General features: G+C 47.2%; 18 protein-coding genes and 2 other annotated features. All 18 genes read right to left on the reverse strand.

What is annotated here, in order from left to right:
* Positions 1–93: 93 nt before the first annotated feature.
* Entirely contained in the window at positions 94–696 is a 603-nt protein-coding gene (locus BCOA_RS23135; protein WP_014096508.1) for a class I SAM-dependent methyltransferase, read from the reverse strand.
* Positions 697–784: 88 nt separating this feature from the next.
* Positions 785–1,150: a 50S ribosomal protein L7/L12 gene (rplL, locus tag BCOA_RS23140; RefSeq protein WP_014096509.1), complete on the reverse strand. Its 366-nt coding sequence runs from the start codon at positions 1,148–1,150 to the stop codon at positions 785–787.
* Positions 1,151–1,197: 47 nt separating this feature from the next.
* Positions 1,198–1,698, reverse strand: a complete 501-nt coding sequence (gene rplJ, locus BCOA_RS23145) for a 50S ribosomal protein L10 (RefSeq protein ID WP_014096510.1) — start codon at positions 1,696–1,698, stop codon at positions 1,198–1,200.
* Positions 1,699–1,733: 35 nt separating this feature from the next.
* Positions 1,734–1,880 (reverse strand) — a sequence feature (ribosomal protein L10 leader region).
* Between the two features lie 46 nt (positions 1,881–1,926).
* Positions 1,927–2,628, reverse strand: coding sequence for a 50S ribosomal protein L1 (gene rplA / locus BCOA_RS23150; RefSeq protein ID WP_014096512.1), 702 nt, complete (start codon positions 2,626–2,628; stop codon positions 1,927–1,929).
* A 107-nt stretch (positions 2,629–2,735) separates the two neighbouring features.
* Positions 2,736–3,161, reverse strand: a complete 426-nt coding sequence (gene rplK, locus BCOA_RS23155; RefSeq protein ID WP_014096513.1) for a 50S ribosomal protein L11 — start codon at positions 3,159–3,161, stop codon at positions 2,736–2,738.
* 359 nt (positions 3,162–3,520) lie between these two features.
* Positions 3,521–4,054, reverse strand: coding sequence for a transcription termination/antitermination protein NusG (nusG, locus tag BCOA_RS23160; protein WP_014096514.1), 534 nt, complete (start codon positions 4,052–4,054; stop codon positions 3,521–3,523).
* Between the two features lie 149 nt (positions 4,055–4,203).
* Complete coding sequence (gene secE, locus BCOA_RS23165) at positions 4,204–4,389, reverse strand: preprotein translocase subunit SecE (protein WP_014096515.1); 186 nt, start codon at positions 4,387–4,389, stop codon at positions 4,204–4,206.
* A 35-nt stretch (positions 4,390–4,424) separates the two neighbouring features.
* Positions 4,425–4,571 carry a 50S ribosomal protein L33 gene (gene rpmG / locus BCOA_RS23170; RefSeq protein ID WP_017551231.1) on the reverse strand — a complete coding sequence of 49 codons (147 nt, stop codon included), beginning with the start codon at positions 4,569–4,571 and terminating at the stop codon, positions 4,425–4,427.
* A gap of 308 nt (positions 4,572–4,879) precedes the next feature.
* Positions 4,880–5,485 carry an RNA polymerase sporulation sigma factor SigH gene (sigH, locus tag BCOA_RS23175; protein ID WP_043052606.1) on the reverse strand — a complete coding sequence of 202 codons (606 nt, stop codon included), beginning with the start codon at positions 5,483–5,485 and terminating at the stop codon, positions 4,880–4,882.
* A 111-nt stretch (positions 5,486–5,596) separates the two neighbouring features.
* Positions 5,597–6,106, reverse strand: a complete 510-nt coding sequence (locus BCOA_RS23180; RefSeq protein ID WP_026684122.1) for an NYN domain-containing protein — start codon at positions 6,104–6,106, stop codon at positions 5,597–5,599.
* Between the two features lies 1 nt (position 6,107).
* Positions 6,108–6,851 (reverse strand): 23S rRNA (guanosine(2251)-2'-O)-methyltransferase RlmB, encoded by a 744-nt coding sequence (rlmB, locus tag BCOA_RS23185; RefSeq protein ID WP_014096518.1) that lies wholly within the window; start codon positions 6,849–6,851, stop codon positions 6,108–6,110.
* Complete coding sequence (locus BCOA_RS23190) at positions 6,851–7,264, reverse strand: Mini-ribonuclease 3 (protein ID WP_014096519.1); 414 nt, start codon at positions 7,262–7,264, stop codon at positions 6,851–6,853. Before BCOA_RS23190 ends, rlmB begins: the two co-directional genes overlap by 1 nt.
* Complete coding sequence (gene cysS, locus BCOA_RS23195) at positions 7,261–8,658, reverse strand: cysteine--tRNA ligase (protein WP_014096520.1); 1,398 nt, start codon at positions 8,656–8,658, stop codon at positions 7,261–7,263. The genes BCOA_RS23190 and cysS overlap by 4 nt, the downstream gene beginning before the upstream one ends.
* Complete coding sequence (gene cysE / locus BCOA_RS23200) at positions 8,639–9,307, reverse strand: serine O-acetyltransferase (protein WP_014096521.1); 669 nt, start codon at positions 9,305–9,307, stop codon at positions 8,639–8,641. Before cysE ends, cysS begins: the two co-directional genes overlap by 20 nt.
* 128 nt (positions 9,308–9,435) lie before the next feature.
* Positions 9,436–9,664 (reverse strand) — a binding site (T-box leader).
* 44 nt (positions 9,665–9,708) lie between these two features.
* Complete coding sequence (gltX, locus tag BCOA_RS23205; protein WP_014096522.1) at positions 9,709–11,169, reverse strand: glutamate--tRNA ligase; 1,461 nt, start codon at positions 11,167–11,169, stop codon at positions 9,709–9,711.
* 552 nt (positions 11,170–11,721) lie between these two features.
* Positions 11,722–12,198 (reverse strand): 2-C-methyl-D-erythritol 2,4-cyclodiphosphate synthase, encoded by a 477-nt coding sequence (gene ispF / locus BCOA_RS23215; protein WP_014096523.1) that lies wholly within the window; start codon positions 12,196–12,198, stop codon positions 11,722–11,724.
* A gap of 2 nt (positions 12,199–12,200) precedes the next feature.
* Positions 12,201–12,881 carry a 2-C-methyl-D-erythritol 4-phosphate cytidylyltransferase gene (gene ispD / locus BCOA_RS23220; protein ID WP_014096524.1) on the reverse strand — a complete coding sequence of 227 codons (681 nt, stop codon included), beginning with the start codon at positions 12,879–12,881 and terminating at the stop codon, positions 12,201–12,203.
* Between the two features lie 66 nt (positions 12,882–12,947).
* A complete protein-coding gene (locus BCOA_RS23225) occupies positions 12,948–14,033 on the reverse strand; it encodes a PIN/TRAM domain-containing protein (protein WP_014096525.1) in 1,086 nt (361 codons plus the stop codon).
* Between the last annotated feature and the right edge of the window lie 342 nt (positions 14,034–14,375).

Here is a 14,375-nt window from a genome sequence, read left to right on the forward strand (position 1 = left end):
TCCAAAATATATACTTGACAAATATAGCTTAAATTGCATAAAGAACCTTAATCTATTGGCATTTTATGATTTTAACATATATGAAATCGGGAGTCAAATTTTTTTGGCTTTAAAAACAAAATATCCTTTTTCTTTTCCAACACAATCCACTTCATCAAATATGCTTTCTAATTTTTTCCTGGCAGAAGGGGCGCCCTGCTTTTTCCGGATGACCACCCAAAGTTCCCCGTTTTTTGCGAGATATTGGTAGCTTTCTTCAAAAATCCGGTGCACGATCTGCTTTCCGGCGCGGATCGGGGGATTCGTAGCAATCAGGGCAAACGGGCCGCTTTTCACATTTTCAAAAAGATTGCTTTCGTATATGGAAACATTTGAAATATGGTTCCGGGCAGCATTTTTCTCCGCCAGCTCGACCGCTCTTGTATTAATATCCACCATATGCACATGGCGGCCGGGAAAAGATGTTGCAAGTGCAAGGCCGATCGGTCCGTAACCGCAACCCATATCAAGGACCGGCCCTTCCGTTTCAGGCATGGTCACCAGATCAAGCAAAACGCGGGAGCCGAAGTCGACTTCTTTTTTTGAAAAAACCCCTTGGTCTGTTTGAAAATGAAAGGTATGGCCTCTCAATGTAAAGGTGAAATCTATCGGTTGATGCTTTGCTTCAGGGTTTTGCGAGTAGTAATGTTCAGCCATGAAAAGTCCCACTCTTTCTTGGAGGATTCAGGAAGAAGAGATGTTGAAAAAAGCCCGCCAAATGCGGGCTTTTGCTTTAAAAAGAGTCTTACTTCACTTCTACGCCGGCTCCAACTTCTTCAAGTTTCGCTTTAAGTTCTTCGGCTTCTTCTTTCGATACGCCTTCTTTAAGCGGTTTTGGAGCATTATCAACGAGTTCTTTTGCTTCTTTAAGGCCAAGGCCTGTGATTTCGCGGACAACTTTGATGACTTTGATTTTTTGTGCGCCTACTTCAGTCAGCACAACATCAAATTCCGTTTTTTCTGCAGCAGCTTCTCCGCCTGCAGCGCCGCCAGCAACAGCAACCGGTGCAGCAGCGGTTACGCCAAATTCTTCTTCAATGGCTTTCACAAGATCGTTCAATTCAAGCACTGTCATTTCTTTGACAGCAGAGATGATTTCTTCTTTCGTCATTTTCATATCCTCCTACAAGATATTTTTCAAAGTATATTCCGTAAAACTTATGCGCTTTGTTCTTCTTTTTGATCTGCGACTGCTTTTGCAGCAAGAGCAAAGTTGCGGATCGGCGCCTGCAGTACGCTGAGAAGCATGGAAAGCAGGCCTTCGCGTGAAGGAAGCGTTGCGAGTGCTTTGATTTCATCAACGGTTGCAACATTGCCTTCAATGACACCCGCTTTGATTTCCAAAGCTTCGTGGTCTTTTGCGAAATCATTCAGGATTCTCGCAGGTGCAACCACGTCTTCCGTACTGAATGCGATCGCATTCGGGCCGGTCATCACGCTGTTTAATCCATCCAACCCGGCTGCTTCTACAGCACGGCGCGTCATCGTGTTTTTGTACACTTTGAATTCAACGCCTGCTTCGCGCAGCTGTTTACGCAGTTCAGTTACTTCAGCCACGTTTAAGCCGCGGTAATCGACAACCACAACAGCTGTACTTGATTTGAATTTATCGGTGATTTCTTCCACCAGTTGTTTCTTTTGTTCAATTACACTGCCCATCTTGACACCTCCTACAGATATTCTTGATGAACATTTATACCAAAACAAAACCTCCATATCCCGAGACATGGAGGTTTCATGCATGCGGAGGGCCTAAGGCACCCCCGGATTTATACGCATTACCTCGGCAGGAAATTAAGCCCTTCGGCACCTGCTGTCTACGGTACAAATGTTTACTTTTCAAAGCCGTTCTTTATTATATCAGCTGATATGCAACATGTCAAATGATTATTTTGCTGCCACAAAAGAAGACGGGTCTACTTTGATGCCAGGCCCCATGGTTGATGTGACAGAAACATTCTTCATGTAAGTGCCTTTTGCAGCTGACGGTTTTGCTTTCATCAATGTGTCAAACAATGTTGCCAGGTTTTCAACCAGCTTTTCTGTTTCAAAAGAGGCTTTCCCGATCGGAGCATGGACATTGCCCGCTTTATCGACACGATATTCGACTTTACCGGCTTTAATGTCCTGAACCGCTTTTGTCACATCAAATGTTACCGTGCCGGTTTTCGGGTTCGGCATTAACCCTCTCGGCCCAAGGATGCGTCCGAGTTTCCCAACTTCGCCCATCATATCCGGCGTTGCCACGATGACATCAAAATCAAACCAGCCCTGCTGGATTTTGTTGATGTAGTCTGTATCGCCGACATAATCTGCACCAGCTGCTTCCGCTTCTTTTGCTTTTTCGCCTTTTGCAAAAACAAGCACGCGCTGGGTTTTCCCTGTTCCGTTTGGAAGCACGACGGCACCGCGGATTTGCTGGTCCGCTTTTTTCGGATCAACGCCGAGGCGGAATGCAACTTCAACTGTTGCATCAAATTTTGTAAAACTTGTTTTTTTCACCAGTTCAATGGCTTCCTGAGCCGAATAAGCTTTGGAACGGTCAACGAGTTTCAAAGCGTCAACATATTTTTTTCCTTTTTTCGCCATTTGTATTTCCTCCTCGAATGTGGTTTTAACGGAATAACCTCCCACGAAAAAGGTTGCGAGCCAGTATCGCATCGCAACCCCGTTGGACAGAACTAGTACTGCATGAATCAGTCTTCGATCGTAATCCCCATGCTGCGCGCCGTGCCTTCCACCATGCGCATTGCCGCTTCAACACTTGCAGCATTTAAGTCAGGCATTTTTGTTTCTGCGATTTCACGCACTTTGTCACGCTTCACAGTTGCCACTTTTGTACGGTTTGGCTCACCAGAACCGGATTCAATGCCGGCTGCTTTTTTCAGCAAAACTGCAGCTGGCGGGGTTTTTGTGATGAATGTAAATGAACGGTCTTCAAACACCGTGATTTCAACAGGTATAATCAAGCCTGCCTGATCTGCAGTACGAGCGTTAAATTCTTTACAAAATCCCATAATATTGACGCCGGCCTGACCCAATGCAGGACCAACAGGCGGTGCAGGGTTTGCTTTACCGGCAGGAATCTGCAATTTAACAATTTTTACTACTTTTTTAGCCACGAGACACACCTCCTTAAGTCCGTGATGTGGTAACAGGGACTAAGCCCTCCCACTCATCTGTTTGATTGAACCCCTCACGGCTAAAGCCGCGAGCTTCCTGCAGATAACGAAACATGCTCCGTATCTTCGCAGGCTATCCCCGCAAGTTCTTGCGGTTAGCCGGACAATGGACAAGCTAAAAAGACAAGCCATATCCGAAGCCATTTCATCTCATGACCCGCGTCACGAGTGTATCATAAGATCAAGTGATTGCATTGTGTCTGTTCTTTGTGGGATCCCGGTCAGCGGGCCATCCGCAAAGAACATACTGACTTATAACATATTAACATCTCAGCATATCGATTTCAAGTTTTATCCCGTTATATTTTATCAATTTGTTCAAAAACGAGCTCTACCGGTGTATCCCGACCGAACATATTGACCATGACTTTTGCCCTGCCTTTGTCACGGTCCATTTCCACAATCTTGCCGGCAAAGTTTGCAAACGGCCCTTCTTTTACCGTAACCGTCTCGCCGATTTCAAAGTCCACATCGGCCCGTTTTTCTTCCATGCCCATCCGTTTCAAGATGGTATTAATTTCTTCAGGCAAAAGCGGCGTCGGCTTGGAACCGCCTCCCGACGACCCGACAAAACCGGTGACACCCGGCGTGTTCCGGACGACATACCAGGAATCATCCGTCATCACCATTTCCACCAGGACATAGCCCGGGAAAACTTTTCGTTTCACCACTTTTTTCTTCTCATTCTTCACTTCAAGTTCTTCTTCTTCCGGCACCACTACCCGGAAAATTTTATCCTGCATCCCCATTGATTCTACACGTTTTTCCAAATTGGTTTTGACTTTATTTTCATAGCCTGAATACGTATGGACAACATACCAGTTTTTTTCCATTTAATAGGACTTGATGTCCGTCCCTCCCTGTTGGTCTTTTGATTTTTTGGGCAAATGAAAAAACCCGCTAACCGGGTTTGAGTCGTTGCTTATGATACTCCCATTATACCATGTTTTATCATTGGATATTCAAGTGAAAAATGATCCTTTTACAATGAGTTTTCAGCCCACCGGATCACTGCGGAAATACCGAGATCGATGACAATAAAGAACAATGTCAGGAAGGCAACTGTTACAAGGACTGTAATCGTGTATTTGACCAGCTCTTTGCGCCCAGGCCAGCTGACTTTTCGCATTTCGGAAGCAACATTACGAAAAAAATTTGTGATGGACATGTATTTAAGACCTCCAAGTAAGCTCATGTTCGTTGTTATTTTGTCCCGCGGTGGATGGTGTGTTCGTTGCAGTGCTTGCAAAACTTCTTTAATTCCATTCTTTCAGCCTTTCCGTTGCCCGTTGTAGTCGTGTAATTGCGCGAACCGCAAACCGAACAGGCAAGTACCATTTTTTTCTGCATCTCATCACCAGCTGTCTTATGATCTTACGGCGTTAACGGAACCTGTCGCTGTAAAGATTCCCGAAAAGCCGGGAGAATCTGTTGGATGCTGCCGGTTCCGCGCCGGTATCGTATCAAAACATAAAATCCTACAAATCAACATAACACGGCAGAAAGCTTGTGTCAATTAGTAGCAGAAGAAGGGATGTGCCGGGTTTTTCCCGAAAGCATTGAATACCGGGCATTTAAAGACGTGCTTTTGTACGCCTTAATGTTGCACTTGCATTCGGGAAAAACAGCCTGGCGGAAAAACGGCTTACAACACCTTCTCAGTAAGTCATCTCCCTCATTTCCAACAGGCGCTCCAGCTTCTTTTTGACGCGCTGTAAAGCGTTATCAATTGATTTTACATGACGGTTTAATTCTTCTGAAATTTCCTGGTAGGACTGCCCGTCCAGGTAAAGGGCGAGCACTTTTCTTTCCAGATCGCTCAACAGTTCGGATATTTTCACTTCTATATGGACATATTTTTCGCGGATTAAAATCAATTCTTCAGGATTGGAAATTTTCGCGCCGGTGATGACATCCATCAACGTACGGTCAGATTCTTCATCATAAATTGGCTTGTCCAGGGAAATATAAGAATTAAGCGGTATGTGCTTTTGGCGGGTGGCAGTCTTAATTGCGGTAATCATTTGCCGGTTGATGCATAATTCAGCAAAAGCCTTGAAAGACGTGAGCTTGTCCTCTCTGTAGTCGCGGATGGCCTTATACAGCCCGATCATGCCTTCCTGGATAATATCCTCACGGTCGGCCCCGATGATAAAGTAAGAACGCGCTTTTGCCCTGACAAAATTTCTGTATTTTTGGATCAAGTAATCCAACGCTTCACTTTCGCCGTTGTGTATCCGTCCAACCAACTCTTCATCCTGCATCGTGCCATATCTTTCTTCATATGCTGCCTCAATGTTCAGGTTCACCTGTATCCCCCCATGAGCATTCGATAAAAGCTATTATACAGTACAGAATTTTCAATCGTCAACCGCTCATCGTTTTCCCCTGCGTAATTTTTCGAAAATTTCCATGACCTCTTGGCTTAACGGTATTCTTGTTGCCGGCTTTTCCTCTTGAATTGATTTTACATTCTTTTTAATCTTTTGTTCAATCATTTCCACTTTGGTCAACAGTTCGCGTGCTGAAATTCTTAAAGCGCCTTGGCCGAATATTTGCCACTGCTCAGTGAAATCAGATGTGGCCACATAAATCTGCGTGCGGATGTTGTTCAGTTTAATGGCCATTTTTTCAATGCGTTCATCTGCCGTTTCATTTTCTTTTGTAAAAATGACTTCCACTTTGTGATAGCGGTACTTTTTTTCCAGGCCTTTCACCCCGTAAGCATCAAAAACGACGATGACTTTGTCATCCGTATAGCCCTGGTATTCCGCCATGATCTCAACAAGCCGGTCTCTGGCGGCGCCAAGGTCTTTTTGTTTCAATTTTTGCAGTTCCGGCCAGGCGCCAATGATGTTATAGCCGTCCACCAGCAAAATATTCATTTTATTCACCAAGCGGATGGCGCTTCCTGTAAACCTCATACATGAGCAGGCCGGCAGCAACGGACGCGTTGAGCGAAGTCACATGCCCTGCCATCGGAAGGCGGATCAGAAAGTCGCATGCTTCTTTTACGATCCTGCTCATCCCCTTCCCTTCACTGCCGATGACAAGACATAGCGGCAGATCGGCATCCATTTGCCGGTAATCGGTCGTCCCGGAAGCATCGGTTCCCGCAATCCACAGCCCTTGCTGCTTTAAGCCGGCAATCGTTTGCGAAAGGTTTGTTACCCGCGCCACCGGGATATGTTCAATCGCGCCGGTTGAAGCTTTCGCCACCGTTGCTGTTAATGCGACCGAGCGCCTTTTCGGGATAATGACGCCGTGTGCGCCGACCGCATCAGCCGTCCGTAAAATCGAGCCGAGATTATGCGGATCCTCCAATTCATCGAGGATCAGGATAAACGGGTGTTCATTCCGCTCTTTGGCAAGTTTGAACATATCGCCTGTTTCTGCATACCGGTAAGCGGCAACGAGCGCCAGTACACCCTGATGCGCCCCGTCAGCCACCTGGTCAATCTTTTTTTTCGGGACAAATTGGACGGTCACTTTTCTTTCCCTTGCAAGCTCTATCACCTGCTTCATGGCGCCTTTTTGTGAACCTTCTGCAATCCAGATTTTGTTGATTTCCCGGCCCGCCCTTAACGCTTCCAGCACCGGGTTTTTGCCAGCAATATACTCCTGGTCCATCAGTGCGCCCCTCCTTTCTGGTCTTCGACAATGTCGATTGCTTTTTTAATCAGCGCCTCCATCCGCTCCCGGCTGCCGGATAAATAGTGGTAGCCGATCAGCGCTTCAAATGCAGTGCTGTGCCGGTATGTCTGGACATCTGTATTTTTCGGAACCGTGCCCGATTTCGCATTTCTGCCACGGCGGACAACAGCGGTTTCCTCTTCCGTTAAAAGATTCTCGTTCATCATCTGTTTTAAAATTTGAGCCTGCGCCTTCGCTGAAACAAAGCGGATCGCTTCCCGGTGGAGGCGGTTCGGCTTCGTTTTTCCCTGCAAGAGAACATGGTGCCGGATATATTCTTCATATACCGCATCCCCCATATAAGCAAGCGCGAGGCTGTTCAGTTGTTTCGGATCAAGGGTGACCGTCATAAGCGTCTCCATCTCACCCCTTGGGGTGTATCTTCAAGAATGATATTCATGCTTTTCAACTTGTCACGGATTTCGTCAGCCAGTTGGAAATTGCGTGCCTTTCTTGCTTCATTCCGTTTTTCAATCAGCGCTTCAATTTCTTCGTCCAAAAGCACTTCTTCCTCGAGCTTCAGGCCGAGAACGCCGGAAATCGTTTCAAACTCTTTCATAAATGCCCGGAGAACAGTTTCTGTCGTATTTTTTCCCCGCAAGTAATAATTGGCCTGCTTCGACAGTTCGAACAAAACAGAAATACCGTTTGCCGTATTGAAATCATCATCCATTGCCTCGATAAACTGGCGATGGAGCGAACGGACCTGTTCCAGCCATTTTTCATCATCTTCTGCCAGATTTGCACTGGATTCAAGCCGGTGCTTTACATTTTGGTACGACGTTTTGATCCGTTCAAGCCCTGCCTTCGCATTGGCAAGCAGTTCCTCGCTGTAGTTGATCGGATGGCGGTAATGCACCGACAGCATGAAAAAGCGCAAAACTTGTGGATCGTGCCGCTCGATGATGTCATGGACAAGCACAATGTTTCCGAGCGACTTCGACATTTTCTCGTTATCAATATTGATATAGCCGTTATGCATCCAGTAACGGGCAAACGGTTTATCTGTCAACGCTTCCGACTGGGCAATTTCGTTTTCGTGATGTGGAAAAGTCAGGTCCTGCCCGCCCGCGTGGATGTCGATCGTATCGCCAAGATATTTCTTCGCCATGGCCGAGCATTCAATATGCCATCCCGGCCGGCCTTTCCCCCACGGACTGTCCCACGAAATTTCCCCCTCTTTTGCCGCTTTCCAAAGGGCAAAATCAAGGGCGTCTTCTTTCTTTTCCCCTACTTCAATTCTCGCACCTGATTTCAATTCGTCAATCGATTGATGAGACAATTTACCGTAGTCCGGAAAACTTCTCGTATGGTAGTAAACATCACCGCCTGATTCATAGGCATGGCCTTTTTCAATTAATTTTTCAATAAACGCGATAATCGCATCCATATTTTCCGTCACGCGCGGATGGGCGTCTGCATGGCAGCAACCGAGCGCATCAATATCTTCAAAATAAGACTTGATAAACCGTTCGCTTAAAGCCGGCACTTCTTCTCCGCGTTCTTTTGCGGCTTTAATGAGTTTATCGTCCACATCGGTGAAATTCGACACATAGTTTACATCATAACCCCGAAATGCCAAATATCGTCTGACCGTGTCAAATACGATCGCCGGCCGCGCATTTCCAATATGGATATAATTATAGACAGTCGGGCCGCATACATACATTTTCACTTTCCCCTCTTCAAGCGGGATAAACGGCTCCTTCTTTCTTGTTAACGTATTATATATCTGAATGCTCATACATTCTTGCCCCTTCCTTTCTCAGTTGTTCCAATTCCGACCGCAAAGCCTCGATTTCCTGCTGCATGCTGTTCAGGCGGTCCGCAACAGGGTCAGGCAGCTCATTATGTTTTAAATCTTTTTTGATTTTGACGCCGTCCTGGACGACGACCCTGCCAGGAATGCCGACCACTGTCGAATTGGGGGGGACATCCTTTAATACGACAGAACCTGCCCCTATTTTTGCATTTTCCCCAATCGTAATCGAACCTAAAACTTTCGCTCCGCTTGCGATTAACGCATTGTCTTTAATTGTCGGATGGCGCTTGCCCTTTTCCTTCCCGGTGCCGCCGAGCGTAACGCCTTGGTAAACCGTCACGTTATCGCCGATTTCGCACGTTTCCCCGATCACAACCCCCATGCCGTGGTCGATGAAAAACCGCCTGCCGATTTGTGCACCGGGGTGGATTTCAATTCCGGTAAAGAAGCGGCTGAGCTGCGAAATCACCCGGGCGATAAAAAACATTTTCTTTTTATAAAAAAAGTGCGCAATCCGGTGTGCCCAGATGGCATGAAGACCGGAGTAAGTCAAGATCACTTCAAAATACGTCCGTGCTGCCGGATCCTGATCAAAAACCACTTCAATGTCTTCCTTCAACCGCTTAAACATGTGCTACTCCCCTTTCGCTTGTTTTTTTCCCATTCCCCGTCCGTTTATAAAATTTCTTCCGCTTTGCATTTCCATCAGCCGGATTTGTCATCGGACCTGCAATTTAAAAAAGAAGCGCCTCTGCAACGGACAGAGACGCTTCTTGATCGCGCGGTTCCACTCTGTTTGGCGGCAGGCCTTGCCCGCTGCCCAACTTTCCCTGTTAACGGGCGGCCCCGCTGCATCCTACTGGCAAACGCGTTCAGATACAGGCTCGAAGGTGCATTTCAGAAAAGGAGGGGCTTAAACCACTTTCAGCCGGCGATGGTTCTCTCTTTGAAGCGTCCTCTTCCTACTTCTCCTTCTCAACGCTTTTTCATACATCTATTTTAACCATATCATATCCTATTTTCGAAAAAATGTTAACCCGTGATTCTTTCAAGGCGTTTCTTTACTTTTTCCCTGCCGAGCAGTTCGATCAGGCTTTGCAGTTCCGGGCCGTGTGTCTGGCCGCTAACGGCAACACGGATCGGCATAAACAGCTTTTTCCCCTTTTGTCCGGTTGCTTTTTGCACTGCTTTGATCGCTTTTTTGATTTCGCCTGCTTCAAATGGTTCGATTCTGTCCAGTTCTTCAAGGAATGCACGGAGCACTTCCGGAACGTGCTCTCCCGACAAAATCTCCTTTGCTTCTTCGTCATACGTGATTTCATCCGTAAAGAAGAGCGGTTTCGACAATTCGACAATTTCCGCGCCGTAGCTCATTTGTTCCTGATAGAGAGAGATGAGTTTGCGCACCCATTGTTCTTCTTCAGGTGTCCGGTTTTCCGGAACGAGCCCTGCTTTTACAAGATGCGGCAACGCAAGCTCCACAACTTTATCCAAATCGAGCTTTTTCATATACTGGTTGTTCATCCATGCCAGTTTTTGGCGGTCAAACAAAGCGGGCGATTTCGACAGCCGTTCCGGGTCAAAAATTTGGATAAATTCTTCCCGCGAAAAAATTTCTTCCTCGCCCTTCGGTGACCAGCCGAGCATGGCAATAAAATTAAATAGTGCTTCCGGCAAATAACCGAGTTCCGCATACTGCTCAATAAACTGGATAATGCTACCGTCGCGTTTGCTCAATTTTTTCCGGTGTTCATTGACAATCAGCGTCATATGGCCGAATACCGGCGGTTCAAACCCGAATGCTTCATAAATCATCAGCTGTTTCGGCGTGTTGGAAATATGGTCGTCCCCCCGGAGCACGTGGGAAATTTTCATTAAATGATCATCGATCGTAACCGCAAAATTGTAAGTCGGCATGCCGTCTTTTTTAACGATGACAAAGTCGCCGATCCCGTCCGATTCAAAAGACACTTCGCCTTTTACGATATCGTTGAACGTATACACTTTGCCTTCCGGAACATGGAAACGGAGGCTCGGTTTCCGCCCTTCCGCTTCAAGCCGTTTCCTGTCTTCTTCTGTCAGATGGCGGCATTTCCCGGAATAACGCGGCATTACCCCGCGTGCAAGCTGGGCTTCGCGTTCTGCTTCCAGTTCTTCTTCCGTACAATAGCATTTATAAGCCAGCCCACGGTCAAGCAGGTCTTCATAATATTTTTTATAGATATCAAGGCGTTCCGACTGGCGGTAAGGGCCGTATTCGCCGCCGACATCAATGCTTTCGTCCCAGTCGATGCCGAGCCATTTCAAATATTTCAGCTGGCTTTCCACACCGCCTTCCACATTCCGCTTCTGGTCAGTATCTTCAATCCGGATAATGAACTTTCCACCCTTGCTGCGTGCAAATAAATAATTGAATAATGCGGTACGGGCATTCCCGATATGCAAAAAACCGGTCGGGCTCGGAGCGTACCGTACTCTGATTTCGTTTGCCATGTCGATTCTCCTTTAAACTGTCGCTTTTTGTCTTGTTTTATTGTATCACCGTCTGAAAAAGCCGTAAACCGGTGGTGTGTCCGGTTCGGCGGACGAAAGATGGATTGACGTGAACCGGCGGATGGATGCCATCGCACATCTTGCAGGTAAAATATCTGCTATTATGCTTGTTCCAGCAAAAGACGGGATAATGGAATTGCCACTGTACCACGAGTGCCCCCGCCAGGCTATGCTTGTTCCAGCAAAAGACGGGTTTCCGATAACCGGGCGCACTGCTCCATTACACCATTTTCGGCAAAACATCTCCAGGCCATACACCGGTTAAAATGGTTCCAGCAGCAGTGCGGGTCCTAAACCGCACGGCTTGTCCCGATTTTGCAGCGATACACCGGTTATGTTTGTTCCAGCAAAAGAAAGGTTTCCGTTAACAGCTGCCCGGCTCCGTTGCACCATTTTTGACGAAACTTCTGTTGCCATACACCGTTAAAATGTCCAGCAGGCAGTACGTGCCTTAAACTGCCCGTTGTTTCAGCACCCTTGCAGCCACGCCGGTTAAGCCTGCTCCAGCAGTACCGCCGCCTGCGCCGCAATGCCCTCTTCGCGCCCGGCAAAGCCGAGTTTTTCCGTCGTGGTCGCCTTGACATTGACCTGCCCGATCTCCGCTTCCAAAATGCGCGCGATCGTTTCCCGCATTTTCCCGATATAGGGCGCCATTTTCGGCTTTTGGGCAATAATCGTGCAATCAAGATTGCCGAGCTTGTATCCTTTTTGTTTCACAAGCTGAAAAACATGCGCCAAAAGCGCCGCAGAATCCGCATCTTTAAATGCCGCATCTGTATCCGGAAAATGCCGGCCGATATCCCCTTCCCCAATGGCCCCGAGACAGGCATCCGCTACGGCATGAAGCAACACATCCGCGTCGGAGTGGCCGAGCAAACCTTTTTCATATGGAATTTCAACTCCCCCGATCATCAAGGGACGTCCCTCCCCGAACCGGTGCACGTCAAAGCCTTGTCCGATCCTGAACATCTTCATCCTCCCCCCTGCTTTTTTAAAATCGCTTCTGCGAAATAAAGATCTTCCGGTGTCGTAATTTTAATATTATCATAACTTCCCGGCACAATATGTACAGGATGGCCGATCCGTTCGACCAGTGAGGCTTCATCCGTTCCGAGAAAGCCGTCCCGTTCCGCCGCTTCATGCGCTTTTTTCAAGACAGACGTGCGAAAAGCTTGTGGCGTTTGGATCTGCCACAAGCTGCTCCGCTCAATCGTCTCGGTTACAATCTGGTCTTTTGCTCTTTTGATCGTGTCTTTTACCGGAACAGCCGCTATCGCCGCCCCTTTTTCCCCGGCCATTGCCGCCAGCGCTGCAATGGATCCGGCGCTGATAAACGGCCTTGCACCGTCATGCACAAGAATGACACTGCAGCTTCCGGCAAGTTCCAGCCCGTTCCGTACGCTATATTGCCGTTCAGAACCGCCGCGGGCAAATACTATTTTTTCCGAGCGGGGCAAAATACGCTTCATCTCTTCCCTATCATGCGGCTGCACGGGAAGTATCAACTTTTTGCAGGACGGATCGGCCAAAAAAACTTCTGCTGTAACCGCAATGACCGGGCGCTTGTTCAGTTCAAGAAATAATTTGTTGAACCCTGCGCCCATCCGCTTCCCCGATCCGGCTGCCGGTATAATCACCTCATAATCTGTCAAATCCAATCTCCCCCGGCATCCTGTATGAACTTCCCGCGTCCGGCGCCGCGGGTGTTCCAGGCTGCATTATAACGCTTTTTCAAGCAGTTTCGGCTTGGCAAAAATCATCCGGCCCGCCGAAGTCTGCAGGACGCTTGTCACGAGCACATCAATGCGTTTGCCAATGTAATTTTTGCCTTCTTCGACAACAATCATCGTGCCGTCATCCAAATAGGCAATCCCCTGGTGATGCTCTTTCCCGTCTTTAATGAGTTGCACATTGAGCTCTTCGCCGGGGAGCACAACCGGTTTTACGGCGTTGGCAAGGTCATTGATATTGAGCACCTTGACTTTCTGGAATTCACATACTTTATTTAAATTATAATCATTCGTCACGACAATCCCGTTCATCAATTTTGCCAGTTTAATGAGCTTGCTGTCAACTTCCTGGATATCTTCAAAATCGCCTTCATACATTTGCACTTCGATCGGCAGTTCATTCTGTATCCGGTTCAAGATATCAAGCCCACGCCGGCCCCGGTTTCTTTTCAAAGCATCCGAAGAATCGGCAATATGCTGCAATTCTTCAAGCACAAAGAGCGGAATCACAATCGGCCCGTCAAGAAAACCGGTCTGGCAAATATCCGCAATCCGTCCGTCGATGACAACGCTTGTATCAAGAATCTTCACCTGTTTTCCAGGCTGCGGATGCCCTTCTTGCTCTGTCCCGCCTTTCCGTCTATGCTGCCGGTTGAAAAACAAATTGAAAATTTCCTCTCTTTTCTTAAAACCGACCTGAAATCCGATATAACCGAGCAATACTGTAAGTGTAATCGACACAATTGTATTGACAATCGGAATTCCCCGCACCGGAATGCTTGCCAGATAAGCAATAATCAGGCCGAGCACAAGGCCAAAGGTGCCGGAAAAAATTTCCGTCATCGGGACTTTTACCAGTGAATCCTCAAACCAATCGACAAAATCAACGATATAATGAATGGACCAGAAAGTAATAAGATAAAAGATAATAGCCCCCAACAGCGCTGAAACATACGGGTTGTTGATTAACACATAATCCACTTTCACAAGCTTGTAAAAATCAGGCAGCAGGAAAACACCGAGCGTGCCGCCAATCAGTACCAAACAAATTTGTATAAGCCGTCTTAACAACATGTTCACCTCCTTTATACATTATAAACAAAAAATAGGGTTTAAAACGTTTGCCTTCGTATTTTTCCCTACCGAGCCAGTTAATCGCCGCGGTTTTCTCCGGGCATTTTCAGGCTTCATGCACATCCCCTGCTTTCTTTTAAAATTTGTATCCTGCCAGCCGCTGTCTTTTCTGTCTTTACATCATAACGGATCCTGTAAACGCAGATTTGCGGCAGTTATTTGCTTATCAAGTGGGTTCCGTTTTTTTCCACGCTTTCCTTCACTTCCCAGTGCCTTCCGCTTCCTCCGGTACCCTCACGCACTGATCCAAAGAACACATAGAAGGCACGGAAATTTGTTCCC

Origin of the sequence: Heyndrickxia coagulans 36D1, assembly GCF_000169195.2 — a bacterium.
GTDB lineage: Bacteria > Bacillota > Bacilli > Bacillales > Bacillaceae_C > Weizmannia > Weizmannia faecalis.